The following is a 25994-nucleotide window of genomic DNA, read 5'->3' as shown; positions in this document are numbered from 1 at the left end:
TCAAGGCGAACGCAACGACCGATGGAGCGAACGCATGTCCCCGACCGCGTCCGACGGCGCACCCCTGGACGTCATCGCCATGTCCCTGCGCCGGGAACGCGCCCGCACCGGGCTGTCCCTCACCGAGGTCGCCAAACGCGCCGGCATCGCGAAATCCACACTCTCGCAGCTGGAGTCCGGGACCGGGAACCCGAGCGTCGAGACGATCTGGGCGCTGTGCGTCGCGCTCGACGTCCCGTTCTCCCGTGTGGTCGAACCCGAACGCCCCCGCGTGCAGGTCATCCGCTCGGGAAGCGGGCCGACAGTGTTCGCCGAGCACGCCGACTACGCCTGCACGCTGCTCAGTTCGTGCCCGCCCGGCGCCCGGCGCGACGTGTACCTGATCCGCGCCGAGCCCGGGAAACCGCGACTCTCGGATCCGCATATGAGCGGCATCGTCGAGCACATCGTCCTCAGCGCGGGCCGCGCCAAGGTCGGGCCGCTGGACGAGCCGGTCGAACTGCTGCCCGGCGACTACATCTGCTACCCCGGCGACGTCCCGCATATCTTCGAGGCGCTCGAACCGGGCACGTACGGCGTGGAGATCGCCGAGTACACCTGATCAGGCGGGCTCCTCGGCCTTCTCCTCGGTGACATCGGCGAGCTTCCAGCCGCCCTTCCGCCGCAGAACCAGGACGTAGTACGCGATCGACAGAAGGGCGACGCAGGCCGTGACGATCAGGCTCGGCCGTCCCACCGCCGGGTCGAGCAGGTTCTGGTAGACGACGAACACCAGGACCGCCAGGGCCAGCACCGGCGCGACCGGGAACCACGGCATCCGGTACTCGGCGTGCGCGGTGGCGCCGGTGCGCCTTCCGACGATCGCGCCGAGGCAGAGCGCCGCGTAGACCGCCACGATCGACGTGCTCGTCACCACCAGCAGCAGTTTCGGGTCGACGAAGCAGAGCAGCGCGGCGACCAGTCCGGTGCCGACGGTGGCCACCCACGGCGTCCCGAACTTCGGGTGCACCGCGGCCAGCGCCCGGTTGACCGGCCGGGGCCACGCGCGGTCGCGGCCGCTGCTGAACAGCATCCGCGAGCTGATCAGCACGATCGCCAGCACCGCGTTGATGATCGCGAGCGCGACGGTCAGTCCGAGCACCGTGTCGAGGGTTCCGCCGCCACGCGAATCGATGAAGTAGGACAGCATGTTCCCCGAGGCGAACAGCGCGTTCAGGTCGGGCGCGCCGAGCAGGACCGCGGTCACCGGGACCAGCTCGGCGAGCACGGTGATGCCCAGCGCGAGCAGGATCGCCCGGGCGATCCCCCGCGAGGCGTCCTGCGTCTCCTCGCCGAAGTACACGGCCGAGCCGTAGCCGTTGTAGGCGAAGATCGCGACCGACGTGGCGATCGCGATGGCACCGACGGTGGCCGGACCACCGTCCGAGGCGACCGGATGCGCCAGCAGATCGGCGAACGACCGCGCCGGGTTCAGCAGTCCGAGCGCGCTGACCACGATCAGCGCGAGGATCTCGATCGCCAGGAAGATCCCGGTGACCCAGGCGTTGAGCTTGATGTCGAACACGCCGACGACGGCCGCGACCACGCAGGTCACGGCGGCGATGACCGAACCAGGCACGCCGGGCAGGAGCACGCCGAGGTAGGTGCCGACGCCGAGCGCGATCACCGCGACGATGAGCACCTGCGTGATGATCATCAGACCCAGTACGGCGAACCCTGGCAAGCGGCCGAGAGTGCGGGTGACGATCGCGTACTCGCCGCCCGCCAGCGGGAACGCCGACGCGAGTTCGGCGTAGACGAAGGCCATGAAGACTCCGACCACCGCGGCCGCCACGAAGCTGTAGAAGGCGCCCGTCCCGGCACCGGAGATCACCCCCGGCGCGATGATGAAGACCGACGAAGCGGGACTGATCGCGGAGAGCGTGATGAGCAGCGTGCCGAGGGTGCGCAGACCGCGGCGCAGGGCGGGAGTGGACACGGCCGACCTCCTACAAGGTAGGTTCCTTGAATCTCCTTCGAAAAACCGTTGAGCACGCATCAAAGGCCCTCCACCGTGTGACGTCAAGAGCTGATCGCGCGCAGCTCTTGCGTTTTTCGAACAAGATTCGAAGAATGAACGCATGGCGAGACCGAGCAAGGCAGCGGAGCGGCGTACCGAGTTGATCGAGGTGGCCAGACAGGCCGTCCTCGAACGCGGCGTGCTGAACCTGCGGTTGAGGGACGTCGCCGAGGGCGCGGGCCTGTCGCCGGGTTCGGTCCTGTACTACTTCCCCACCCTCACCGCTCTGCTCCAGGAGGTGCAGCGCGAGGCGGTGGCGCGGTTCTGTTCGGCGAGAGAGCAGGCCGCGGGTGCGAAGACGCCCCCGTCCGGCCGGCTGCTGGCGATGATCCGCAGCGGCCTGCCCACCGGCCCTGACGACGAACTCTGCGTACTCCTCTACGAGTTGGGCACGATCGCCCGCCGTGATCCCGTGTACGCCGCACGGCACATCACGCTCTACGAGCAGCAGGTCCGGATCTACACCGGCATCCTCGAAGCGGGCGCCGCCACCGGCGAGTTCACGCTGACCGCGGACGCGGTGTCGATCGCGCGGAACCTCGTCGCACTGGAAGACGGCTACGGCCTGCACCTCACGCAGGCCGTGCCGACGCTGGAAACCGCCACCGCCGAAGCGATGCTGCTCTCCTACGCCCGCACAGCCACCTCGAACCCCTTGGAGGACCGTCCATGACCCGCGCCCGCGATCTGGGTGTCCCGCTGCCCGGCCGGACCGGCGAGCACAACGCGCTCACCGACGTCCCCGGCGTCGAGATCGGTTTCACGACCCTCGTCGAAGGCGAATCGGTGCGCACCGGCGTCACCGCCGTCCTGCCGCGCGGACGCGAGGATTTCGCCGTGCCGTGCGCGGCCGGGACGTACGCCCTCAACGGCAACGGCGAGATGACCGGCACCGCGTGGCTGGCCGAGACGGGTTCGCTGACCCTGCCGGTGCTGATCACCTCCACGCACGCCGTCGGCGCGTGCCATCGCGGCACGATCGACTGGCTGGTAAGGGAACGGCCCGACGTGGCCGCCGAATGGCTGCTGCCGGTGGTCGCCGAGACCTGGGACGGCTATCTGAACGACAGCACCGCACCGACTATCCACAGTGGACACGCCATCGCCGCGATCGACGCCGCGCGCACGGGTCCGGTCAGCGAAGGTTCTGTCGGCGGCGGTACCGGGATGACCTGTTACGGCTTCAAGGGCGGAACCGGCACGGCCTCCCGCGTCGTGTCCTACGGGGACGACGAGTACACCGTGGGAACGTTGGTACAGGCCAACTTCGGCTCACGTCGCGAACTCACCGTCGCGGGCGAGCACGTCGGCGTGGAACTCGGCGCCGACAACCCGATGGAGGCGGACTGGGCGGCGCCGTCCGGCGCGGGATCGGTGATCGTGATCGTCGGTACCGACGCTCCCCTGCTGCCCGGCCAGTGCACCGCGCTCGCCCGCCGTGTCCCGCTCGGCCTCGCCCGCACCGGCACCGCGGGGTCGCACTTCTCCGGCGATCTCTTCCTGGCGTTCAGCACGGCGAATCCGGGAGCGCTCACCAGCCGGTTCCCCCGGACCGAGGAGGCCGAGTACGAAAGCCTGCGGTTCGTCCCGTGGGGCAGGCTCGACCCGTTCTTCGAGGCCGTGGTGCAGGCGACCGAAGAAGCGGTGCTGAACGCCCTGTTCGCGAACGAGGAGATGACCGGTCACCGCGGCCACCGAGTCCCCGCACTGCCGACGGGGCGGTGGCGCACCACCAATTGACAGGTAAGGCAGACGTGTCGTGATGAAGCCGGCGACAGGACCAGCACTCCAAGAACCTGGCGCGACTTGACTGTCCACAAGGTACACAGAACCAGATCCAGGCGTCCGTTTTGGGCACTTCGCGCAGGGTCGTGAGTGGCAATGAGGGTTCTAACCCGAAACGCCACTCACGACCCCTGCACCGAACTCCGCATAGGGGAATCAATCGGACATTCGGTCGCCAGAGGCTGTCCCCTGTGGACACTCAGGCGAAGAAGCCGTTCACCGCGGAAGCTCGATCACGCCATATTCGCCTTACCGCGCAAATAGCTAGGTCCCGATCAGCACCTTCGCGGGGGCCCGCGCGAGATCCAGCCGGACCCGCGAGGCACAGATCTCGTCGGAAAGCGAGTCCAGCAGTTCTAGCGCGCGGCGCAGGCAGGACATCGCGCTCCGCCGGTCTTCGCGCCGCAAGTACAACTGGCCCCGCCTGCGCAGGATGAGCGCCGTGCGGTGCGGGTCGTTCAGCTCGGCGCACAGCCGTCCGGCTTCGTCCAGCGCCGCCTCCGCCTCGTCGAGCAGGCCGAGCTCCGCGCTCGCGACGGCGTACGAGGTATGGGCGTGCGCCATGCCGAGGACGTCACCGATCTCGCGGAAGAGCGCCAGTGCCCGCCTCGCGGTCGCGCGCGATTCCTCGGGCCGTCCGGCGGCGCGGGCGAGGACGCAGAGTCCGGTCAGCGCCCTGGCCCGCCCGGCGGAGTCGCCGATCCGCTCGCTGATCCGGCAAGACTCGGCGAGCGCCTCACCCGCCGCACTGAAGTCGTCCCGGTACAGGTCGATCTGGCCGATCCCCCTCAGCAGCGCGGCTTCCCCGCGGGCGCACCCCGACTCCCTCGCCGCGGTGAGCGCGCACCGATGGCACCGCGACCATTCCGCATACAGTCCATTGTGGTCGAAGTAAGACCCGGTCACGACGGCGAGTTCCCAGGCGAGCTCGCCCAGTCCGGCATCCGCCGCGTGCGAGACGGCGGCCTCCAGCGCGGGCAGTTCGCATCGGAACCACGAAAGCGGTTCAGTCACCAGCGTTTCGTCGAGCGAGGTCCTGGTCGCGCCGCCGGGCTCGGGCCGCAGAACGCTCCGGGACAACCGATCCGCGGCCTTCTCCGCGAGCCAGAGCCAACCGCCGAGCACCCGCTCGATCGTCTCCGCGCGTACCTGTTCCTGCTCGGCCGCGACCTGCTCGACGGCGAACGCGCGCAAGAGGTCGTGCAGGCGGTAACGGGGTGCGCCGGTGGCCCGCGGAACCGGCTGGACCATATGCCGATGCCGCAGGTCTTCGAGCGCGCGGGACGTCGCCTCTGGCTCGCCGCCGTCCGCCAGCGCCGCCGCCCAGACCGGGAAATCGGCCGAGGGCAGCAGACCGAGTCTTCGGAACTGCCGCTGCCGGTCCGGCGCCAGTTGCCGGTACCCGAGGGACAGGCTGCCGCGGACGGCCAGATCCCCGGTGCGCAGCCAGTCCAGCCGTCGCCGTTCGACGGACAGCTCGCCCGCGACGTCGGCGAGCCGCCAGCCCGCACGGTCGCCGATCCGGCTGCCGGCGATCCGCAAGGCCAGCGGGAGCCCGCCGCAATGGTCGAGAACCTGCCGGGCGGCGACGGGGTCTTCGTCGATCTCGGTGAGCTTCGAGAGCAGGGCCTCCGCGTCCTCCGGTGGCAGGAGACCGACCGGGACCTTGCGGCCGAGTTCGAGTCCGGCCAAGGAGAACCGGCTCGTGACGATCACCGCGCAGCCGCCGGACGCGGGAAGCAACGGGCGCAGCTGCGCCTCGCCGGCTGCGTCGTCCAGGACCAGCAGCACGCGACGGCCGTGGACCAGGCTGCGGAACAGGCAGGCGCATTCGTCGACGTCGGCCGGGATCTCGTCGGCGGGAACGCCGAAGGCACGCAGGAAACCGGCGAGTACGGCTTCCGACGGCCTCGGCTCGTTCGTGGTCCCGCGCAGGGCCGCGAACAGCCGCCCGTCGGGGTAGTCGTCCGCGACCCGGTGCGCGAGCCGGATCGCCAGCGAAGACTTCCCGACCCCGCCCGCGCCGGTCAGCAGCAGCACGGGCGGGGTGTAGCGGCCGCCGTCCTTGCCCAGTTCCCCGAGCAGGTCCGCGATGAGCGCGTCCCTGCCTACGAAGTCCGGGATCCCCGGCGGCAATTGGCTCGGCACAGCGGGTTCCTGGTACGCGGGATACTCGCGGGTGGCCCTGCCCTGGCCCTCGCGCAGGATCTCGCACTGCAACGCGCGAATCGACGGCGAAGGCTCGACGCCGAGTTCGTCGACCAGCCTGCGGCGCCATCCGGCGTAGACGTCGAGCGCCTCGGCCACCCGGCCGGCGCGGGCGAGCGCGGTCATCAGCTGCCCGCAGACCCGTTCACGGAACGGGGCCGCGGCGAGCAGGTCACGCAGCCCGGGAACGAGCCTGTCGTGTTCGCCGAGCCCGAGTTCGGCGTCGGCCTTGTCTTCCAGCACCGAAAGGCGCTCTTCCTCCCAGTGCGCGACGACCTCGGCCGCCGCCGGGATCCCGGCGAGCACCGGCCCGCGCCAGAGTCCGAGCGCGTCCCGGAACCGTTGGGCCGCCTCGAGATGGCAGCCACGGGCCAGCAGTCCGCGACCCTGGGCGGTGAGGCAGGTGAACCGGCCGGCGTCGGTCTCCTCGGGCCCCGCGTCGAGAAGATATGCCGCCCCCCTGGTGAGAATCGGCGTTCCACCGGTCGACGCGCGCAAAGCCCTGCGAAGACCCGATATCAGACCCTGGACCTGAACTTTCGCCGAAATCGGTGGCGTCTCGCCCCAAAGCTCGTCGATTATCCGGTCGAGGGGCACCGGGCGTCCAGCCTCGATCAGCAGGAGCGCGAAGACCCGGCGCGCCTGCGGTGGGCCGAGTGGCAGGTCTGCGCCCTGCCACTCGGCCGCGGGTTCACCGAACAAACGATAGAAATGATTCTTTTCCTTCACCGTTTCTCCCCCAGTATTCGAGACACCCATTCCCGAGAGTGTCACAAATATCCGAGGGTGGCGTCCGGCATTCGAAGGAACGTCCTACTCAGCAGGCACTGGCCGAGGTGTAAATTCTCAACGAACTCGCCTGGTCGTTGTCGGCGTTGCCCACGTACGACGATCGGGCTCCCGCCTGCATGCAGCGACTGGTCCCGCTGCCGATGTTGTAGTACCAGCGGGCGTCGACTCCGCGTCGGTTGTGCCAGGACGACATCTGGTCATTGAATCCGTAATCGACCAGATTCTTCAGCCCCGGGTCCCGGAACTGCAGTCGCCGTCCGCCGAAGTCGCGATGCTCGTACAGGCACACGTAGTTCGCTTGGCAATTGCTGGCCGCGCTGGGCGACAACGACAGCGTGGTCTCCCCACCGTTCCAGACGATCTGGTCCCCGACGACCTTCCACCCGGGAGCGAGCTTCGCCGCGTCGACCCCTGCCGACTTCAAGGCGGCCGCCTCGTCCGTCGCGGCCGAAGCAGGTGTCGCGACGAGTGCTGTCGCGATCGCGGCGGCGCCCAAGGCCGCGGAAACGAACCGAAGTTTGCGCATTTGTCCTCCTTGATCCCGGCGTGCCCTCCGCACGCCGGGATCAAGGTCCCGTGATCCGCTACCCGATGCTTAAGCGGTCGAAAAGGGAACGAGGTGCGTCCGCTTAGATCCGCAGGTGACCGGTCAGACCCAGTCCGCCTCGATGCCGCGGGCGCGCAGCGTCTCCAGCGCCTCGTCGTTGCCCGTGTAGAGCAGGGTCATCGACTTCAGATGGGGAAAATGCTCGACGTCGGCGAACTCGTCGACGTCGAACAGGGAGTCTTCGCCGTCCCAGTTCGGCGCGATCTGAAGGTAGATCTCGTTGCCGCCGTCCATCTCGATCTCGGTGATCTTCTCCGCGAACTCAGCGGGGACCTCGAGCGCCGCGAAGTAGGCCAAGGCCTCAGGGACCGCCTCGACGCTGCCGGCGTCGTAGGTGAAGCCCTTCTCGGCGGCGTACTGCCCCAGGTCGAACTTCGGCAGGAGTTCCTGGTTGTACATCAGCTCTTGGACGACCGCGAGCTTGAAGTTGGGATCGGTGAACCGGATCGACTGACTCATGTCCGGACCTTATAAGCCGGCCCGTCCGCATGGTCCGAAATCGCCGAATCCCCAGCGCCCGGTGATCACGATCTCGTCCACCTGATCCCCGGCCAGTCCTGGTTGCCCGATGGGGCAAGGTCCGCCCGGTCGGATCGGCGGGACCGCCGGCCAAGCGGCCGCGGCACTGAGGGGCTCGACTCTCCTCGGCCTCGAAACCGATCCTGGCTCCGGCTATGATCGACTCGTGGTGCGATTCCACGGTGCGGCCGTACAGTCGGCCGGTTCCGCCGACGGGGTGGAACGACCCGGCGCGATTCCGGGACCAGGCGGTGACACCCCGCGTCCCCTTCGTCCGGCCGTCGCCGGACTTCCCGGGGTACGGCGTCAATTGGGGTGATGATTCATGTTCACTGGGCGAATCGGCGAGCTGGGTGCCGTCGAACAGATCAAGGGCGACGTGCTGCGTGTGCGGGCGCCGAAGAGCGCAAGCCGCGTCCGCGATGGCGGATCGGCATGCGTCAACGGGGTACGGCTCACCGTACGGCCGGTCGACGATGCCTTGGAGGCGGTGCTCTCCGCGGAAACCCGTCACAGGTCGACGTTCGACACGCTCGCGGCCGGGGACGCAGTCAACGTCGAGACGCCGCTTCAGGTCGGCGATCCGCTGGACGGCCATTTGGTACAGGGTTACGTCGACGCCGTCGGCAAAGTGATCCGGATCGACGACGAAGGCGGCTCCCGCCGGATCTGGCTCCGGCCGCCGCAGCGTTTGCTGGACAGGCTGCTCGCGAAGTCCCCGATCGCCCTCGACGGTGTCAGCGTGACCATCGCCGAGGTCCTGCGTGACCGGATCTCGGTCGTGCTGCTCCCGATGACCCGCTCGGCCACCACACTCGGCGATCTGAAAGCCGGAGACCGGGTGAACCTGGAACTCGACCTGGTCGGCCGTTTGGTCGAGAAGGCACCACCTTCGGCTGTGGGTAAGGCTTTGCCCCAGCTGCCGTGGGCCGGTCACGTCGACGGACGCGCCGGTGTGGAGAAGGTGCTGCGCCAGCTCGCCGCCGGTGGCGGTGTCGTCGTGTGGGATCCGGAGACCGAGGGCGAGGGCGACGTGATCTTCGCCGGCGCGCGGCTCCGCCCGGAGTCGTTCACCTTCCTGCTGACCAAGGTCTGCGGCTTTCCGGCGGTGCCGTGCGCGCCGGAAGTGCTGCGGCGCCTCGAGATCGCGCAGATGCCCGGCGAAGGCGACCGGCAGGGAACGGCGTGGTCGATACCGGTCGACCTGGCCACGGGAACAGGAACCGGCGTTTCCGCTGCCGAACGTGCCGCCACCGTGCGGAAGCTGGCCGCCCCGGACGCGACGGCCAAGGACTTCCTGCGTCCTGGACACGTGTTCCCGCTCGCCGCGCGGCCAGGCCTGCTCGCCGAGCGGTCCGGGCACACGGAGGCGACGGTCGCGTTGTGCACCGCCGCCGGCCTTCCCCCGGTCGGCGTGTGCTGCGAAGTGATGAACCCCGACGGCACGATGGCAGGCAGCGCCGACCTCGAAGTCGCGGCACTGCGCTGGGGAATGCCCATGGTGGATTTGGCCGACCTGAAAGCGTGGCTTTGATGACCGCACTGACCCTCGAAGACGCCCGGAAGGGCCTTGCCTCGCAACCGTTCAGCGTTCTTCTCGGGGCCCGGGTTTCCTCATTCGGTAACGGTGCCGCGACCCTGGAACTCGACATCCGCGAGGACCTGTTGCAACAGAACGGATATCTCCACGGCGGCGTACTCGCCTACGCCGCGGACAACGCGATCACCTTCGCGGCCGGGACCACACTGGGTCCGGATGTCCTCACCGGCGGCTTCAGCATCAACTATCTGCGCCCGGCACAAGGAATCCGGCTCGTGGCGGAAGCGCGGGTCCTGCACAGCGGCCGACGGCAGGCCACCTGCCGCTGCGACCTCTACGTGATCAGCCAGGACGGGACCACGACACTCAGTGCCGCGGCACAAGGCAGCGTGCTGACCAGAAACGGCCCCACCCCCTGATACACGCGGGACGGCCCGGCGCTCATCGAGGAGCGCCGGGCCGTCCCGTACAGAAGCCGAGTCTTTACCAGCCACGCTCGGAAAGGCGGTGCGGCTCGGGCACGTCGTCGACGTTGATCCCGACCATCGCTTCACCGAGACCGCGCGACACCTTCGCGATGACGTCCGGGTCGTCGTAGAAAGTGGTGGCCTTGACGATCGCCTCGGCGCGCTGCGCCGGGTTGCCGGACTTGAAGATGCCGGAGCCGACGAACACGCCTTCGGCACCGAGCTGCATCATCATCGCGGCGTCGGCCGGGGTCGCGATACCGCCCGCGGTGAACAGCACGACGGGGAGCTTGCCCTTCTCCGCGACCTCCTTGACGAGGTCGTACGGGGCCTGAAGTTCCTTTGCCGCAACGTAAAGCTCGTCCTCGGGCAGCGAGGAGAGGCGACGCAGCTCCGCGCGGATCTTGCGCATGTGCGTGGTCGCGTTCGAGACGTCGCCGGTGCCGGCCTCGCCCTTGGAGCGGATCATCGCCGCGCCCTCGTTGATCCGGCGCAGCGCCTCGCCGAGGTTGGTCGCACCACAGACGAAGGGCACGGTGAAGGCCCACTTGTCGATGTGGTTCTCGTAGTCGGCCGGGGTGAGCACCTCGGACTCGTCGATGTAGTCGACGCCGAGCGACTGAAGCAACTGGGCCTCGACGAAGTGGCCGATGCGGGCCTTCGCCATGACCGGGATCGAAACGGCCTCGATGATGCCGTCGATCAGGTCCGGGTCGCTCATCCGGGCGACGCCGCCCTGCGCGCGGATGTCCGCGGGAACCCGCTCGAGCGCCATCACGGCGACAGCGCCGGCGTCCTCGGCGATCTTCGCTTGTTCGGCGGTGACCACGTCCATGATCACACCGCCCTTGAGCATCTCCGCCATCCCGCGCTTGACCCGGGCCGTGCCGGTGAGCGAGGTGCTGGCCGTGTTCGTGGAGTCGTCAGACACTGCTGGACCTTTCGGAAAGCGCACGAGGTGGGGTGACGCCTCCGAGCGTAGGCCGGTTTTGGACCTCTGAAGCAGGCCAGTTCGCGGCGATTTCAGCAGTCCACTGGGTGATCTGGCCCGCGTTTGGTCCTCTGGATGCGGTAGTTGCGCGTGCAACTACCGCATCCAGAGGACCAAATGCGGAACAGGGCTAGCGGGCCAGGCCCTGGGTGAAGGCGAAGAGGCCGTCCGGGTCGTACTTCCGCGCCACCCGGCGCAGGCGCGGCAGGCTGTCGCCGTAGTACGCCTTCGCCCACTCGGGCATCTCTGGGTCGATGTAGTTGACGTACCCGGCCCGCCCGTATTCGCGGCCGAGTTCGTCCCGGACCCGGCCGATCACCTGGCGCGCGTACGCCTCGCCGCCCTCCAGGCCACGGATGATCTGGACACTGCCCAGCGCGGACCGGTGCGGGAAGCACGACTCGCTCGACGGCACCCGCGCGATCGCGCCGCCGTACGCGTCCACGATCGAGTACAGATGGGGATCGCTGCTCAGCAACGTCGCGAGCGCGTCGGGGTCGGGCACCGGATGGGTCAGCATCCGCGAAGTGGCCACATATTCCCCGCGCTGCGCGACCGCGGCCGGGAAGGCGGACTCCTGCGCGTAGGTCCGCATGGTGGCCAAGTGGCCTTGCTCGGCCACTTCGCGTTTGAGCGGCTGGATGCCGACGCGGCGGACCAGATCGTCCAGCAACGGGTTCACCTGCGCGGCGGAGCCCACGAAACAGCCACCGCAGTTCGCGGCCGCGGCGCCGAGGCCCATCCCCGACCACAACTCGTCCGGCATCGCGGGCTGCCACTCCTGCCAGGCCGCGACCAAGGCCGCCAGCGCGGCCGGAGGGAAGACCAGGTTGAAGTTCGTCAGCGTCCTGGCCGCCGCCGTGCGGAAGGTGAACGACGTGACGATGCCGAAGTTGCCGCCGCCACCGCCACGCAACGCCCACAGCAGGTCCGGCGCGGTCTCCTCCGACACCGGGCGTACCTCGCCGTCCGCGCCGACGAAGCGGACAGATTCCACATTGTCGCAGGTCAGCCCGTACTTACGGGCCAAGACGCCGATCCCGCCGCCGAGGGTCAACCCGGCGATTCCGACCTGGGGACAACTGCCGGCGGGCAGCGCGCGACCCGCCGCGGCCAAGACCTCGTACACCTGGCCGAGCCGCGCGCCCGCCCCGATCGCCGCGCGGCCGCCGGGCAGGATCTCGACCGTGTTCAGCCGGGACAGGTCGACGACCAGCCCTTTGTCCACAATGGAATAGCCGGCGTAACTGTGCCCACCGGAGCGGGCCGCGATCGGAATCCGCTGCCTGGCCGCGAAATCGACGCAGTGCCGCACGTCGTCCTCATTCGCGCAGACCGCGACACCGGCGGGCAGCCGATGGTCGTAGAGGCTGAAGAACCCGAGCCTCTTTTCGTCGTACCCGGGGTCGCCGGGCCGGAACAGCTCACCCGCCAACCGGGCGCGCAACCGTTCCCACGGACCACCGCCCCCGGGAAGCTCCGCGGGCACCGCCGCCATCACCGGGACCGCCCCCGCCAGCCGCAACACCGTTCGCCTGTCGAGCTCCATCGCTCATCCCCCACCGTCGGATTCGCCTCCGGGTGTCCGCCATCGAGCATAACGGCGCGTCGACATTAGGGGGTTCCCTCGCCGGCCGCCTTGCCGCGACGCCCGTCGCGGGTGTGTGATCGAGGACACATCTGTACGCGGCATCGTGTGGTGAGGAGACCGGCATGGCCGACAAACAGAGCAAGAACGGGGACTCCGGGGCCGCCGTCGCTGTGGACGACCCGGCGAAGGTCCGTAACGTCGTCCTGGTCGGCCCGTCGGGATCAGGCAAGACGACACTCGCCGAAGCGCTGCTCGCCGCGTCCGGCACGGTGACCCGGGCGGGCTCGGTCGTCGAGGGCACCACGGTATGCGACCACGACCCCGCGGCGGTCCGGCAGCAGCGGTCGGTCGGCCTCTCGGTCGCGCCGGTGCTGCATCAGGGCCACAAGATCAACCTCATCGACACCCCCGGATACGCCGATTTCGTCGGCGAGCTGCGCGCCGGGCTTCGAGCCGCCGACGCCGCGCTGTTCGTGGTCTGCGCGGCGGAAGGCGTCGACGCGGCCACGATCGCGGTCTGGGAGGAATGCGCCGCCGTCGGCATGCCGAGGGCGGTGGTCGTCTCCCGGCTGGACCATCACCGCGCCGACCCCGAAGGCGAAATCGCGGCCTGCCAGGAGGCTTTCGGCGCCGGAGTCCTGCCGCTGTACCTGCCCGCGCGTGATGGGCTCGTCGGGCTCATCACGCGCCGCTACTTCGACTATTCGAATGGTTTCCCACCCCAGGTCGGCGAGCCGGACGAGGCCGATTTCGCCCGGATGACCGAGGCCCGCAACGAACTTATCGAAGGGGTCATCGCCGAGAGCGAGGACGAGTCCCTGATGGACCGGTACCTCGCCGGCGAGGAGATCGCCGAGGACACGCTGATCGCCGACCTCGAAACCGCGGTCGCCCGCGGCTCCTTCCATCCGGTGATCCCCGTGTGCGCGACCACCGGGGTGGGACTCGCCGAAATCCTCGACGGGATCGTGCGCGCCTTCCCCTCGCCGCTGGAGCACGTCCCTCCGGAGGTCACCTCCCCCACCGGCGAACCGCACGCCGGACTCCGGGCCGATCCCGACGGCCCGCTGGCGGCCGAGGTGGTCCGGACCGCTGTCGACTCCTACGTCGGCAGGGTGTCGTTGGTGCGGGTGTTCTCCGGGACGCTTCGCCCCGAACGGCCGGTGCACGTCTCGGGCCACGGGCTCGCCGAACGAGGGCACGAGGATCACGACGCCGACGAACGGGTCGCGCATCTGTACTCGCCGCTCGGAGCGAACCTGCGCGAAGTCCCGTATTGCGTCGCGGGCGACCTGTGCGCGCTCACCAAGGTCGGCTCGGCGGAAACGGGCGACACCGTTTCCTCACCGGACGATCCGCTGATCATGAAGCCCTGGGCGATGCCGGAACCGCTGCTGCCGGTCGCCGTCGTCGCGAAGACCCGCAGCGACGAAGACACTTTGGCGCGCAACCTTTCCCGGCTCGTCGCGGGTGATCCGACGCTCCGGCTGGACCGCAACGCCGAGACGAACCAGCTCGTGCTGTGGTGCATGGGCGAGGCCCACGCCGACGTCGTGCTGTCGCGGTTGCGCGCGGGAGGCGCCGACGTGGACACCGAGCCCGTCCGCATCAGCCTGCGTTCGACCTTCGCCGGTCCGGGCCGCGGGCACGGACGGCACGTCAAGCAGTCCGGCGGGCATGGCCAGTTCGCCGTCTGCGACATCGAGGTCCAGCCGCTGCCGAGGGGGTCGGGCTTCGAGTTCGTGGACAAGGTCGTCGGCGGCTCGGTGCCGCACCAGTTCATCCCGAGCGTCGAAAAAGGGGTCCGGGCCCAAGCTCAGCGAGGGATCGTCGACGGCCATCCGCTGATCGACATCCGGGTGACCCTCGTCGACGGCAAGGCGCACAGCGTCGACTCGTCGGACGCCGCGTTCCAGACGGCGGGCGCGCTGGCGCTGAAGGAGGCCGCCGCGGCGGGCAAGATCGCGCTGCTCGAACCGCTCGAAGAGGTGGCGATACGGCTTCCGGACGAGCATCTGGGCACCGTGCTGGGCGATCTCTCGTCCCGGCGCGGCCGCGTGCTAGGTACCGAATCAGGTGAAGGCGGACGCACGGTCATCCGCGCCGAGGTCCCCGCGGTCGAGCTCCTGCGCTACGCGATCGACCTGCGTTCGCTGACCTCGGGCACGGCGACGTTCACCCGCAGGCATGCCCGGTTCGAGCCGATGCCGGAAGGGGCGGTGGCCTACTGACGCCGCGTTTAGTCCTCTGAATGCGGTACTTGCGCATGCAAGGACCGCATTCAGAGGACTAAACGCTGGGCGGCGGGAACTCGAAGCCGCCCGGTCGCCCGTTCCGGTCGGCCAGCAGACCGGCCAGGGTGGCGACGGCGATCTCGGGCGGCGTGCGTGAGCCGATGTTCAGCCCGACCGGGCGATGGACCCGGGCGATCTCGTGGTCGGGAACGTCCAATGCCTTGAGCGCGGCGACGTGCGGGCCGGCGTGGCGCGGATTGCCGAGTACGCCGACCCACCTGGTGGGGCGGTCCAGCACGGCCTTGAGGACGTCGCCGAGCTCGGGCCGGTCGTGATCGGTGACGACGACGTCGGCGTCCGGACCGAGGTCCGGCACCGTCGTGAGGGCGTCCAAGCCGTCCCCGACGTCGGTCACCCGTGCGCCGTCCGGCTCGAACAGCAGCGTCTTGAAGCCGAGGTCCTTGCCGTAGCGCAGGAGGAACGACGCCACGGGCGTCGCGAACACCGCCACCAGCAGCCGCTCACTCATGGGCTCGTCCTCCTACAGCTCGGGTTCGGCGATCTCGAAGTATTCCGGAAGCCGGGCGGTCCCCGCGAGGCCGAAGTACCGGACCTTCCGCCGCCGCCTCAAGTGCAGGGTGTCCCGGACGGCGTCGTTGTGCACGCGCCGCGCGATGACGACGCGGTGTTCGGCGTCGGTCAGCTCCTCGGCCAGCGGCGTCGGCAGGGCCGCTCGGTCGACGCGTGCCAGCCGCAACGTCAGCTCGCTTTCCTCGGCTTCGCGATCCGGCCTCGGCGCCCGCTCGGCACGCTCGGCCAGCGCGCGCAGCTCCTCGTCACCCAGGATCGCCGCGGCCGCCCTGGCGACGACGGCGCGCCGCGCGAGGGCGGCGTCGAGCGCCGCCCAGCCCGCATCCGTCCGGACGTGCAGCCTGTCCAGCCTGTTCGCCGTCGCGAGCAGGAAAAGCCCGCCCAGTACGACGATCGCGGCCACGAGACCACCGATCCACACCCAGGTCGTCATCGGCTGAACTCACGTTCACCCGCGCCGACGCGCCGGGGATCGGCGGCGATCGCGGTCTCGTAGACCCGCAGCACCTGCGTGGTGACCACGGACCAGTCGAACATCGCGACGCGTTCCCCGGCGGCCGCCGCCAGCGACACCCGGCGGGCCGGGTCACCGAGCAGTTCGCGGAGGCCGTCGGCCAGCGCCGCGGCGTCGCCGGTCTCGGTCAGCATTCCGGCCTTGCCGTCGTCGAGCACCCGCCGGAACGAGTCCAGCCCGCTCGCCAGCACCGGCGTGCCCGCCGCCATCGCCTCGGTCAGGATCATCCCGAAACTCTCGCCGCCCGTGTTCGGCGCGCAGTAGACGTCGACGCTTCGCAGCGCCCGCGCCTTCGTCTCGTCGTCGACCTGGCCGAGCAGGTCGATATGCGGCGCCAGCTCAGGGCCGGCCTCGCGGCGGAGCTGATCGGCGTCGCCACGGCCGACGACCAGCAGGCGCAGCTCCTCGAACTCCGGCAACAGCATCCGCAATGCCTCCAGCAGTACTCCCATGCCCTTGCGGGGCTCGGTGTACCGCCCGACGAACCCGACCGTGCCACCCGCGCGCGGGTAGCCGTCCAGCGGGAGCGCGCGGGAGAAGAAGTCGACGTCGACGCCGTTGGGCACCTCGACCGCATCGCCGCCGGCGTGTTCGACCTGGACCCTGCGGGCCAGCGCCGAAACCGCGATCCGCGCGGTGATCTTCTCCAGCAGCGGCCGCAGCACCGGCTGGAACGCCGCCAGTGTGCGCGAACGCGTCGTCGCGGTGTGGAAGGTCGCCACGATCGGGCCGTCCGCGACCTTCAACGCCAAGAGGGAAAGACTCGGCGCGGCAGGCTCGTGCAGGTGCAGGACGTCGAAGTCACCGTCGCGGATCCACCGCCGCACCCGGGCGTAGGACACGGGGCCGAACTGCAACCGCGCGACGGAGCCGTTGTACGGGATGCCGAGCGCCTTCCCCGCCGGGACGACGAAATCCGGGACGTCGGAATCCTCGTCCGCCGGAGCGAGGACGGAGACCTGATGCCCGCGCGCCAGCAACGCCTTCGCGAGATCGATGACGTGTCCCTGCACGCCGCCCGGTACGTCGAACGAGTACGGGCAGACGATCCCGATCTTCATGACCCGCGCCTGAGCCATCGGCTCAGCTCGCTTCGCCGAGGGCGGCCTGTTCCCCGGCTTCGAAGTCGGAGAGCCAGAACTTCTGCATCATGTGCCAGTCGGCGGGATGCGCGGCGATGTCCCCGGCGAAGATGTCCGCCAGCGCCTGCGTGGCCGCCGGCACCTCGGACCGGTTCGTCACCCGGATCCGCGGATGCAGCCTGATCTGCCAGCCGTCCTCGGTGAACCAGCAGCCGGCCGGGATCAGCGCGGCACCGGTGGTGGCGGCCAGCCTGGCCGGCCCGCCCGGCATCCGGGTCTGCTCGCCGAAGAACTTGACCGGCACGCCGGAATTCGTCAGGTCCCTGTCCCCCACCAGGCAGATCGCCTTGTTCTCCCGCAGCCGCTTGAGCAGCACGCGCATCGCGGAGCTGTCGCCGGTCAGCGGGACGATCTCGAAGCCGAGCGATTCCCGGTAGGACACGAACCGCTGGTACAGCGATTCGGGTTTCAGCCGCTCCGCGACCGTGGTGAAACCGCCGAGATAGTCCGCGAGCCAGACGCCCGCGGCGTCCCAGTTCCCGCTGTGCGGCAGCGCCATCACCGCGCCGTTGCCCTCGGCGAGGGCGGCGTCGAGGTTCTCCACGCCGGTGATCGACTGGGCGACCTTGCGGCTGACCTCCTTGTGGTCCATCGAGGGCAGCCGGAACATCTCGTGCCAGTAGCGGGCGTAGGAGCGCATCGCACGGCGGGTCAGCTCGTCGAGTTCGACGCCGTCGGCCTGCGGCACCACCCTGGCGAGATTGCGCCGCAGCTGGCGGACGCCGCCGCCGTCCCGCCGGACGGCCAGATCGGCGCCCAGCCCGAAGGTCACCGCGCCCGCCGACTCCGGCAGCCAGCGCGCGAGCCGCCAGCCCGCCGCGTAGCCGAAGTCGCTGAGCCGCTGGGAGAACCCGCTCATGCCCCGCCCTCCGCGGCGGGTGGCCCGGCCGCCTTGGCCGCCCTCGCCGCCTTGGCCACCGCGGCCGTCCGCTGCAGCAGGGTGATCACCGAAAGCACCGCGAGGAGCCAGAGCGAGATGTCCACGGTGTACGGAACGCCCAGACCGTGCAGCCCGGTTCCCACGAGGGCGATGATCAGGCGTTCCGCGCGTTCGACGAGCCCGCCGTCCGCCTCCAGCCCGGAGGCCTCGGCGCGGGCCTTGACGTACGAGATGACCTGCGCGAGCACCAGGCAGATCAGCGCGGCGGCCGCGGCAGGGCGGTTGTCGTCGTGGACGAAGCACCACCACGCGATCGCGGCGAACAACGCGCCGTCGACCAGCCTGTCGCAGGTCGCGTCGAGGACCGCCCCGAACGCCGTGCCGTACCCGCGGGCGCGGGCCATCGCGCCGTCGAGCAGGTCCAGCATCGCGAAGCCCCAGACGGTGAACGTGCCCCACAGCAGCATGTCGTTGGGAAAGAACCCGAGCGCGCACAGCACCGCCCCGGCCGTGCCGATGACGGTCATCGCGTTCGGGGTCAGCCCGGCGCGCACGAGCACCTTCCCCATCGGGTCGGTGACGCGGGAAACGGAGGCGCGCGCGAAAATGTTGAGCATCGGTTCTTCAGGTGCACCTAAGCAGCAGGGTCGGGTGGCCTCCCGAAGCCTATCCACCCGCACCGACACTCGTCGTCGCGCCCGCCCCCGGACCGGGTTCCGGTCAGTCCGCTTTGGCCAGTTCGGCCGAGTCCCCGAGGTCCGCGAGGGTCTCTTCCCGCATCGCCAGTTCCGCCTCGGCGGCGGCGCATTTCGGCGACAGCCGCCCCAGGACGGCGGCGCTGATCTCGCCGAGCGCCTTCACCTGTTCGGGGGTCAGCGGGTCGAAGAGACTCTCGCGGACGGCCTCGACGTGCCCGGGCGCGGCCTCCTCCAGCGCGGCGAAACCCTCCGGGGTCAGCACCGCCCAGGAACCGCGCTTGTCGGTGGGACACGACTCACGGCGGACCCAGCCGTTCGCCTCGAGCCGCGCGACCGCGTGCGAGAGCCTGCTGCGCGACGCTTTCCGTGCGTCGGCCAGTTCGCTCATCCGTAGCCGCCGGTCCGGCGCCTCGGACAGGGCGACGAGCACTTCGTAGTACGTGTGGGGCATGCCCGCCTCGTGCTGAAGCTGGCCCTCCAGGTGCGCTTGCAGCATTCGCGTGGCCGCGGAGAAGTCGCGCCAGACTTTTTGCTCCTCGTCGGAGAGCCATCGGGGTTCGGACATGCCACCCATTCTACCCCTGGTTGAACGCTCAACCAAATTGCGCTACAGTCATGGTTGAGCGCTCAACCAGACGAGGGTTCACCACGAACGCACCCAGACTTTTTGGAGATCGACTCTCATGACCACCACCGAGATCCCGGGCTACGTCGCAGGCAAGTGGACGATCGACACCGCCCACTCCGACATCGCCTACACCGTGAAGCACCTCGGCCTGGCGAAGTCCCGGGGCAACTTCACCGCCTTCACCGGTGAGGTCGTCACCGCCGACAACATCCTCGACTCGTCGGTCACCGTCGAGATCGACGCCTCGTCGGTCGCCAGCGGTGTCGACGGGCGCGACACGCACCTCAAGTCCGAGGACTTCTTCCACGTCGACGAGCACCCGGTCATCACGTTCCGCTCGACCGGCATCCGCGAGGACGGCGGCGACTACGTCATCGACGGCGAGCTCACCTGGCGCGGCAAGACCGTCCCGGTCTCGCTCGAGGCCGAGTTCAACGGCATCGGCACCAACCCGGCCAACGACAACGCCACCACCCTCGGCGTCTCGGCCACCGCGACCGTGAACCGTCGCGACTTCGGCATCGGCCCGGAGGGCAACGCCTTCCTGTCGGAGAAGGTCAAGATCGACATCGAGCTGCAGGCCGCGCTCAACGCCTGAAGCCCACCCGTTCCGGGTGACCACGGCGGCACGTGAGGACCACGGCGGACCGTGTCGTGAGTGGCGATTCGGGTTATTAAGGGGTACGGCAAACGTGCCGGGTGCGGTGGGCGGACAGCTCGCGGCCTTTCGCGACATGTACCCAGGCCGTGAGGCTCACCAACGCGTAGTGAAGGCCTCCTTCCCTACCCTGAGGGTAGGGAAGGAGGCCTTCACTACCGCCTGCGCCGACCTCTCGCACTACCCATCCCCGCTGACGTCGCGAAAGTGGCTTTCGCAACCTGCCCCTTTGCCCTACTTCTGAATAGAACCCTACTTGCCACTGACGACCCCCTCGCCAAACCGGGCACATGGGCCTTGAAGCAGACATTTCATCGCCGGAAGCGTCCCTTGTGGACACTCAGAGCGCAGCTGACTCCTGCCGGCCAGTCCAGAACCACGCCGCGAAGGCCGTCTCTCTGCCCTTGCCCAGCGAAGGGGCCCAAGTACATGAAGGCCTCCTTCCTTGCGCCTGACGCAAGGAAGGAGGCCTTCATGTACTTGAGATCGATCTACCAGGCACCCGCAAGCAGTTGCCGCGTCTCCCCCAGCAACTGCGGCAGCACCTTCGTATGCCCGATCACCGGCATGAAGTTCGCGTCGCCGCCCCACCTCGGCACCACGTGCTGGTGCAGATGCGCGGCGATCCCCGCGCCGGCGATCACGCCCTGGTTCATCCCGATGTTGAACCCGTGCGCCGACGAAACCTCCCGGATGACCCGCATCGCGTGCTGGGTGAACTCCGCCACCTCGACGGTCTCTTCCGCCGTCAGATCCGTGTAGTCCGCGACATGGCGGTACGGCACGGCCATCAGATGGCCCGGGTTGTACGGGTACAGGTTCAGCACCACGTACACGGTCTTCCCGCGCGCGATGATCAGCGCGTCCTCGTCGCTCTTCTCGGGAAGATGGCAGAACGGGCAGCCCTCGTCGGGTTTCTTGGACCCCTGCACGTAGGCGAGCCGATGCGGGGTCCACAGGCGCTGCAACGCGTCCGGGACCCCCACACCGTCCTGTCCGACGACTTCAGGGCCATCGGGGCCCGTCACCGGAGTACCGCCTCCAAGCCCGCCACGGTCGGCGAAGCGTTCTCGCGGCGCTGGACCCAGTCGGCGATCGCCTCGACCGCGTCGGCCACCGGGACGCCGTTGATCTGGCCGCCGTCACGGAACCGGAACGACACCGCGCCCGCCTCGACGTCCTTCGCGCCCGCCAGGAGCATGAAGGGCACCTTCTGCGTGGTGTGGGTGCGGATCTTCTTCTGCATCCGGTCGTCGCTCGCGTCGACGTTGGCCCGGATCCCCTTGGCCCGCAGCGCCTTCTCGACCCCGCGCAGGTGCTCGACCTGGTCCTCGGTGATCGGGATGCCGACCACCTGGACGGGCGACAGCCACGCCGGGAACGCGCCGGCGTAGTGCTCGGTCAGCACGCCGAAGAACCGCTCGATCGAACCGAACAGCGCGCGGTGGATCATCACCGGACGCTGACGGCTGCCGTCGGCGGCGGTGTACTCCAGTTCGAACTTCTCGGGCAGCATGAAGTCCAGCTGAATGGTCGACATCTGCCAGGTGCGGCCCAGCGCGTCCTTCGCCTGCACGGAGATCTTCGGCCCGTAGAAGGCGGCGCCACCGGGATCCGGCACGAGCTCCAGGCCGGAGTCCACGGCGGCGGTGCGCAGCACCTCGGTCGCCTCGGCCCAGACCTCTTCGGAACCGATGTACTTCTCTTCGTTCCGAGTGGACAGTTCGAGGTAGAAGTCGTCGAGACCGTAGTCGCGCAACAGGTTCAGCACGAAGTCCAAAAGGGACTTCAGCTCACCGGGCACCTGCTCGAGGGTGCAGAAGATGTGCGCGTCGTCCTGCGTCATGCCGCGCACGCGGGTCAGGCCGTGGATCACGCCGGACTTCTCGTAGCGGTACACGGAGCCGAACTCGAACATCCGCAGCGGCAATTCCCGGTAGGAACGCCCGCGCGAACGGAAGATCAGGTCGTGGAACGGGCAGTTCATCGGCTTGAGGTAGTAGTCCTGGCCGGGTTTGCGGACCGAACCGTCCTCGTTGTGCTCGGCGTCGAGGTGCATCGCCGGGTACATGCCGTCGCGGTACCAGTCGAGGTGACCGGAGGTCTCGAACAGCGCGCCCTTGGTGATGTGCGGCGAGTAGACGAAGTCGTACCCGGCTTCGACGTGCCGCTGGCGCGAGTAGTTCTCCATCTCCTGCCGGATGATCCCGCCCTTGGGGTGGAACACCGGCAGCCCCGAGCCGATCTCGTCGGGGAAGGAGAACAGGTCCAGCTCGACACCGAGCTTGCGGTGGTCGCGCCGCTCGGCCTCGGCGAGGCGCTCCAGGTAGACGTCCTGCGCCTCGGTGGATTCCCACGCGGTGCCGTAGATCCGCTGCAGCTGCGGATTCTTGTCGTCGCCGCGCCAGTACGCGGCGGCGACGCGGGTGAGCTTGAACGCCGGGATGAACTTGGTGGTCGGCACGTGCGGGCCGCGGCAGAGGTCGCTCCACACGCGCTCCTTGGTGCGCGGGTCGAGGTTGTCGTAGATGGTCAGCTCGCCGCCGCCGACCTCCATCACTTCGGAGGTGTCCACATCGGACTTGATGTCGACCAGTTCGAGCTTGAACGGCTCGTCGGCGAGTTCCTTCTTCGCCTCGTCGACCGAGTCGAAGACGCGACGGGAGAACTGCTGCGCGCCCTTCACGATCTGCTTCATGCGCTTTTCGAGCGCCTGCAGGTCTTCCGGGGTGAACGGGGTGTCGACGGCGAAGTCGTAGTAGAAGCCGTCCTTGACCGGCGGCCCGATGCCGAGCTTGGCCTGCGGGAACTGCTGCTGCACGGCCTGGGCGAGCACGTGGGCGGCCGAGTGGCGGATGACGCTGCGGCCATCCTCGGTGTTCGCCGCGACGGCTTCGACCTCGGCTTCGGACTCCGGGGCCCAGGAGAGGTCGCGGAGGTTCCCCTCGGCGTCGCGCACGACGACGATCGTGTCCGGCCCCTTGGTCGGCAGCCCGGCTTCGCGGACCGCGGTGCCCGCCGTAGTGCCCGCCGGTACCACCACGCGAGGGGCGGTTGCGGCTGCTACTGACGACGGCTGGGACACGATGGACTCCTTAGTTCAATCAACTCGGATATGCGTGATGCTAGTCGTCACCCGAGACAGGGTTCACACGCATTACCCCTAACAGCACGAAGGCCTCCTTCCCATCGGAAGAAGGCCTTCGCGTGTCGAGGAACGAGGTCAGACGGTCTCGACGACCTCGTCGAAGTCCAGCCGCGGCAGGCGGTCGAACCAGGGGTTGTCGCCCGGCTTGCCGACGTTGATCACGACGAGGGACTTCCACGGCTTGTCCGCGAAGAACTCCTTGTCGATGCCCTCGGCGTCGAAGCCGGTCATCGGTCCGGCGGCCAGGCCGGCGGCGCGGACACCGATGATGAAGTAGCCGACCTGCAGCAGCGCGTTGAGCTTGGCGGTCTCGACGCGGCCCGCCTCGTCGGCGAACAGGTCCTTGGCGCCCGGGAAGTGCGGGAACGTGCGCGGCAGGTTCTCGTGGAACTCGGTGTCGGCGGCCAGCACGACGGTCACGGGCGCGGCCTCGGTCTTGGCACGGTTGCCCTCGGACATCAGCGGGGCGAGGCGCTTCTTGCCCTCTTCGGTGCGGATCACCAGCGCACGCAGCGGCTGATTGTTCATCGACGTCGGGGCCCATTTGACCAGCTCGTAGATCGCGCGGATCTGCTCGTCGGTCACCGGCTCGTCGCTGAAGCTGTTCGCGGTGCGGGCCTCGCGGAACAACAGGTCCTGAACGTCCTGCGGGAGGTTCAAGGCTTCGGTCGGCTCAACGCTGGTGGTCATGGGTGGATCTTCCTTCCGTACGCGTCCTGTACCCATCTCAACCTAGTTGAGCGCTGAACTATTTCTCGCTCAACTATCTCTGCGTGTGGGTCCGGTCACAGGAAAGCGTCAGTAGGCGCCTCGCCCCTGCACCACGGCACGGAAGGTCTTCCAAAGGATCACCAGGTCGAGGGCGAGCGACCAGTCCTCGACGTAACGCAGGTCGAGGCGGATGCTCTCCGCCCAGCTGAGGTCGCTGCGGCCGCTGACCTGCCAGAGCCCGGTCAGCCCCGGCTTGACGAGGAGACGGCGGCGCGCGTCGGGGGCGTACTTCGCGGTCTCCTCGGGCAGCGGCGGGCGAGGGCCGACGAGCGACATGCGCCCGCTCACGACGTTGAACAGCTGCGGCAGCTCGTCGAGGGAGTACCGGCGAAGGAGACCGCCGACCCGGGTGACCCTCGGGTCCTTCCGCATCTTGAACAACGGGCCCGCGCCTTCGTTGTCCGCCTGGAGTTCCTGCTTGAGCTTGTCGGCGTTCGTGACCATCGTGCGAAACTTCAGCATCGTGAAGGTGTGGCCGTCGCGGCCGACGCGGCGCTGCCGGTAGATCACCGGGCCGCAGTCGTCGAGCTTGATCGCGACCGCGATCGCCAGCAGCAACGGGGAAACGAGAGTGAGGAGCAGGGCCGAACCGATTCGGTCGAGCGCCTCCTTCACCAGCCGGCGGCCGCCGGTGAACATCGGCGCGGTGACCCGCAGCAGGGGCATGCCGAGCACGCCGGAGACGTTCAGCCGGGGACCGGCGACCTCCATCAGCATCGGCGCGACCACCATCTCGGCCGAGGTGCCTTCGAGATCCCAGGCGAGCCGCTGCAGGCGTTTCGGGTTCCAGTGCTGATCGGCGGTCACGGCGACCACCCGGTAGCCGCCGCGGCGGACGTGGCCCGCGAGATCGTCGAGCTTCCCGACGATCGGCACGCCTTCCACCTCACCGCTCCCCCGTTCCGCACCGGCACCGGAATACGTGCAGACGGCTTCCACCCGCCAGCCGACATGGGGATCGGCCTTGGTGCGCGCGATGAGGTCGGCGACCGTGTCGGGACTTCCCGCGGCGAGCACCGGCAGGAGGCATTCACCGAGCCGCCTGCGCCGGTGCAGCACCTGTCTCAGCGCGTACCGCTGCAGGAACATGAAGACGGAGATCATCGGGACGACGATGAAGACCCACGGCTGCACGGCGAGCGCGCCGAAGAGCAGGCCGCCCAACGCGACCAGAACGGCGGTGGTCACCAGGCCACGCCCCAGCGTCCGGTACTCCTCCGCCCCCTCGCCCAGCACACGCGGACTCCAGGCGCGGCAGACCGACAACCCGAACAGGAAGGCCGCGGCGGTCCCGAGCGCGTGCATGTCGTGTGGATCGGATCGATCGATCAAGAAGGCGCTCATCACGATGAGCACGAAAGCGGTGAAAACGTCACTACCGACGACCCATGCTCGGTACCGCGATTCCCACGCCGCGTAAGGCGGCCGCGCCGACGTCGTGCCGACCGCGACGGCTGCCCCCGCACCCCGTTGCGGGGGGAGCGGGATCGACTGAAGGTCGATGTGCTGCGGCGTCCCGTTGACGGTGGACGACGGCCGCACCGACTCTTCCATCAGACCTCCCGGAGTGGGGATTCCCGAACGCCGGATCAACACGCTGAGTAAATGAGAACGATCTCGAAGAGTGATCGATTCTCGAGCTCTCTCAGCGGCCGATGGGGCGACACACGCCAAGGTATCGGCCACTCTCCGGCCATCGTTACAAGGATTTCCAGCCACAGCCTTGGCGGGCATCCGGCAAATGAATGCCGTGTTGATAACAACATGATGACGATGCGTAATAGACCGTATCCGCCGAACAACTACTCAAAGTAGTCACGAATTCCCCTGATTCGCGGCCACTTGGAGCACCGCGGCCCCGATCGGCCGATCAGCCCAGAAAACTCCACAGTGGACGGTTCGCGCGAGTCGACCTCCGGGCGGTCCACTGTGGATTTCACGCCACCGGCGGGCGGCCACTCGCCGGGCGCGGCCACCGCGAGCCGACCTACCTTGTCAATCGGTCACCGGAGTGGCGTTTCGTCACATCACGTCAGCATCACGGCGACCCCGTCGCGGCGGCCGGACGGGCGAGCCGTCAGGCCATGTCCCACATCACCTTCCCCATGGTCTGGACCTTTCGGCGGACACTTCGTGCCGAGGATCACAAAGATGTCTCAATGGTCCGACCA

The 25994-nt window shown here is 68.8% G+C and carries 23 protein-coding genes; 7 read left to right on the top strand and 16 right to left on the bottom strand.

The window, feature by feature from the left end:
• Positions 1 to 34 precede the first annotated feature (34 nt).
• Entirely contained in the window at positions 35 to 601 is a 567-nt protein-coding gene (locus tag AC0685_RS14475) for a helix-turn-helix domain-containing protein (RefSeq protein WP_034308044.1), read from the top strand.
• Here the strand turns inward: AC0685_RS14475 and AC0685_RS14470 are convergent, their stop codons facing one another.
• Positions 602 to 1978: an APC family permease gene (locus AC0685_RS14470; protein WP_478225939.1), complete on the bottom strand. Its 1377-nt coding sequence runs from the start codon at positions 1976 to 1978 to the stop codon at positions 602 to 604.
• Between the two features lie 142 nt (positions 1979 to 2120).
• On the opposite strand from AC0685_RS14470, the gene AC0685_RS14465 reads away from it, so the two are divergent.
• Both AC0685_RS14465 and AC0685_RS14460 read left to right on the top strand, forming a co-directional pair.
• Positions 2121 to 2732, top strand: coding sequence for a TetR/AcrR family transcriptional regulator (locus tag AC0685_RS14465; protein ID WP_478225938.1), 612 nt, complete (start codon positions 2121 to 2123; stop codon positions 2730 to 2732).
• Positions 2729 to 3799 (top strand): DmpA family aminopeptidase, encoded by a 1071-nt coding sequence (locus AC0685_RS14460; RefSeq protein ID WP_478225937.1) that lies wholly within the window; start codon positions 2729 to 2731, stop codon positions 3797 to 3799. Before AC0685_RS14465 ends, AC0685_RS14460 begins: the two co-directional genes overlap by 4 nt.
• Before the next feature lie 309 nt (positions 3800 to 4108).
• Here the strand turns inward: AC0685_RS14460 and AC0685_RS14455 are convergent, their stop codons facing one another.
• The 3 genes from AC0685_RS14455 to AC0685_RS14445 all read right to left on the bottom strand — a co-directional run bounded on the left by AC0685_RS14455 (position 4109) and on the right by AC0685_RS14445 (position 7910).
• On the bottom strand, positions 4109 to 6781 hold the full coding sequence (locus AC0685_RS14455; protein ID WP_478225936.1) for an AfsR/SARP family transcriptional regulator: 2673 nt from the start codon (positions 6779 to 6781) through the stop codon (positions 4109 to 4111).
• 88 nt (positions 6782 to 6869) lie between these two features.
• A complete protein-coding gene (locus AC0685_RS14450) occupies positions 6870 to 7370 on the bottom strand; it encodes a peptidase inhibitor family I36 protein (protein WP_478225935.1) in 501 nt (166 codons plus the stop codon).
• A 123-nt stretch (positions 7371 to 7493) separates the two neighbouring features.
• Positions 7494 to 7910 (bottom strand): DUF6892 domain-containing protein, encoded by a 417-nt coding sequence (locus AC0685_RS14445; protein WP_478225934.1) that lies wholly within the window; start codon positions 7908 to 7910, stop codon positions 7494 to 7496.
• Between the two features lie 385 nt (positions 7911 to 8295).
• Between AC0685_RS14445 and AC0685_RS14440 the strand changes: the two genes are divergently transcribed.
• Both AC0685_RS14440 and AC0685_RS14435 read left to right on the top strand, forming a co-directional pair.
• A complete protein-coding gene (locus tag AC0685_RS14440) occupies positions 8296 to 9504 on the top strand; it encodes a riboflavin synthase (RefSeq protein WP_478225933.1) in 1209 nt (402 codons plus the stop codon).
• Entirely contained in the window at positions 9504 to 9929 is a 426-nt protein-coding gene (locus AC0685_RS14435) for a PaaI family thioesterase (RefSeq protein ID WP_478225932.1), read from the top strand. Before AC0685_RS14440 ends, AC0685_RS14435 begins: the two co-directional genes overlap by 1 nt.
• A gap of 64 nt (positions 9930 to 9993) precedes the next feature.
• On the opposite strand, the gene pdxS is transcribed toward AC0685_RS14435, so the two are convergent.
• Both pdxS and AC0685_RS14425 read right to left on the bottom strand, forming a co-directional pair.
• A complete protein-coding gene (pdxS, locus tag AC0685_RS14430) occupies positions 9994 to 10908 on the bottom strand; it encodes a pyridoxal 5'-phosphate synthase lyase subunit PdxS (protein WP_478225931.1) in 915 nt (304 codons plus the stop codon).
• A 190-nt stretch (positions 10909 to 11098) separates the two neighbouring features.
• Positions 11099 to 12517 carry an FAD-binding oxidoreductase gene (locus AC0685_RS14425; protein ID WP_478225930.1) on the bottom strand — a complete coding sequence of 473 codons (1419 nt, stop codon included), beginning with the start codon at positions 12515 to 12517 and terminating at the stop codon, positions 11099 to 11101.
• A gap of 164 nt (positions 12518 to 12681) precedes the next feature.
• Between AC0685_RS14425 and AC0685_RS14420 the strand changes: the two genes are divergently transcribed.
• Positions 12682 to 14790, top strand: coding sequence for an elongation factor G-like protein EF-G2 (locus AC0685_RS14420; protein ID WP_478225929.1), 2109 nt, complete (start codon positions 12682 to 12684; stop codon positions 14788 to 14790).
• Positions 14791 to 14848: 58 nt separating this feature from the next.
• Here AC0685_RS14420 and AC0685_RS14415 read toward each other — a convergent pair whose 3' ends face one another.
• The 6 genes from AC0685_RS14415 to AC0685_RS14390 form a co-directional block, all read right to left on the bottom strand.
• Positions 14849 to 15322: an XdhC family protein gene (locus tag AC0685_RS14415; RefSeq protein WP_478225928.1), complete on the bottom strand. Its 474-nt coding sequence runs from the start codon at positions 15320 to 15322 to the stop codon at positions 14849 to 14851.
• A gap of 12 nt (positions 15323 to 15334) precedes the next feature.
• Positions 15335 to 15817 (bottom strand): NUDIX hydrolase, encoded by a 483-nt coding sequence (locus AC0685_RS14410; protein ID WP_478225927.1) that lies wholly within the window; start codon positions 15815 to 15817, stop codon positions 15335 to 15337.
• Positions 15814 to 16959 (bottom strand): glycosyltransferase family 4 protein, encoded by a 1146-nt coding sequence (locus AC0685_RS14405; RefSeq protein WP_219153844.1) that lies wholly within the window; start codon positions 16957 to 16959, stop codon positions 15814 to 15816. The genes AC0685_RS14410 and AC0685_RS14405 overlap by 4 nt, the downstream gene beginning before the upstream one ends.
• Before the next feature lie 22 nt (positions 16960 to 16981).
• Complete coding sequence (locus tag AC0685_RS14400; protein WP_034307832.1) at positions 16982 to 17899, bottom strand: phosphatidylinositol mannoside acyltransferase; 918 nt, start codon at positions 17897 to 17899, stop codon at positions 16982 to 16984.
• Positions 17896 to 18537, bottom strand: a complete 642-nt coding sequence (gene pgsA / locus AC0685_RS14395; protein ID WP_125683102.1) for a phosphatidylinositol phosphate synthase — start codon at positions 18535 to 18537, stop codon at positions 17896 to 17898. The genes AC0685_RS14400 and pgsA overlap by 4 nt, the downstream gene beginning before the upstream one ends.
• A 103-nt stretch (positions 18538 to 18640) precedes the next feature.
• Positions 18641 to 19183, bottom strand: coding sequence for a MarR family winged helix-turn-helix transcriptional regulator (locus tag AC0685_RS14390; RefSeq protein ID WP_478225926.1), 543 nt, complete (start codon positions 19181 to 19183; stop codon positions 18641 to 18643).
• A 118-nt stretch (positions 19184 to 19301) separates the two neighbouring features.
• On the opposite strand from AC0685_RS14390, the gene AC0685_RS14385 reads away from it, so the two are divergent.
• Entirely contained in the window at positions 19302 to 19844 is a 543-nt protein-coding gene (locus AC0685_RS14385; RefSeq protein ID WP_034307837.1) for a YceI family protein, read from the top strand.
• Positions 19845 to 20395: 551 nt separating this feature from the next.
• Here AC0685_RS14385 and AC0685_RS14380 read toward each other — a convergent pair.
• From AC0685_RS14380 to AC0685_RS14365, 4 genes are all read right to left on the bottom strand, one after another.
• Positions 20396 to 20932 (bottom strand): HIT family protein, encoded by a 537-nt coding sequence (locus AC0685_RS14380; protein ID WP_340681448.1) that lies wholly within the window; start codon positions 20930 to 20932, stop codon positions 20396 to 20398.
• The gene (gene thrS, locus AC0685_RS14375; protein WP_478225925.1) at positions 20929 to 22947 is read right to left on the bottom strand and encodes a threonine--tRNA ligase; all 2019 of its coding nucleotides are present in this window, start codon (positions 22945 to 22947) and stop codon (positions 20929 to 20931) included. The genes AC0685_RS14380 and thrS overlap by 4 nt, the downstream gene beginning before the upstream one ends.
• 180 nt (positions 22948 to 23127) lie before the next feature.
• Positions 23128 to 23742: a malonic semialdehyde reductase gene (locus tag AC0685_RS14370; protein ID WP_125683095.1), complete on the bottom strand. Its 615-nt coding sequence runs from the start codon at positions 23740 to 23742 to the stop codon at positions 23128 to 23130.
• Positions 23743 to 23850: 108 nt separating this feature from the next.
• Complete coding sequence (locus tag AC0685_RS14365) at positions 23851 to 25377, bottom strand: sugar transferase (RefSeq protein WP_478225924.1); 1527 nt, start codon at positions 25375 to 25377, stop codon at positions 23851 to 23853.
• Positions 25378 to 25994: the final 617 nt, after the last annotated feature.

The organism is Amycolatopsis sp. NPDC043889 (assembly GCF_056435645.1).
This window is presented reverse-complemented; position numbering and strand designations above follow the sequence as displayed.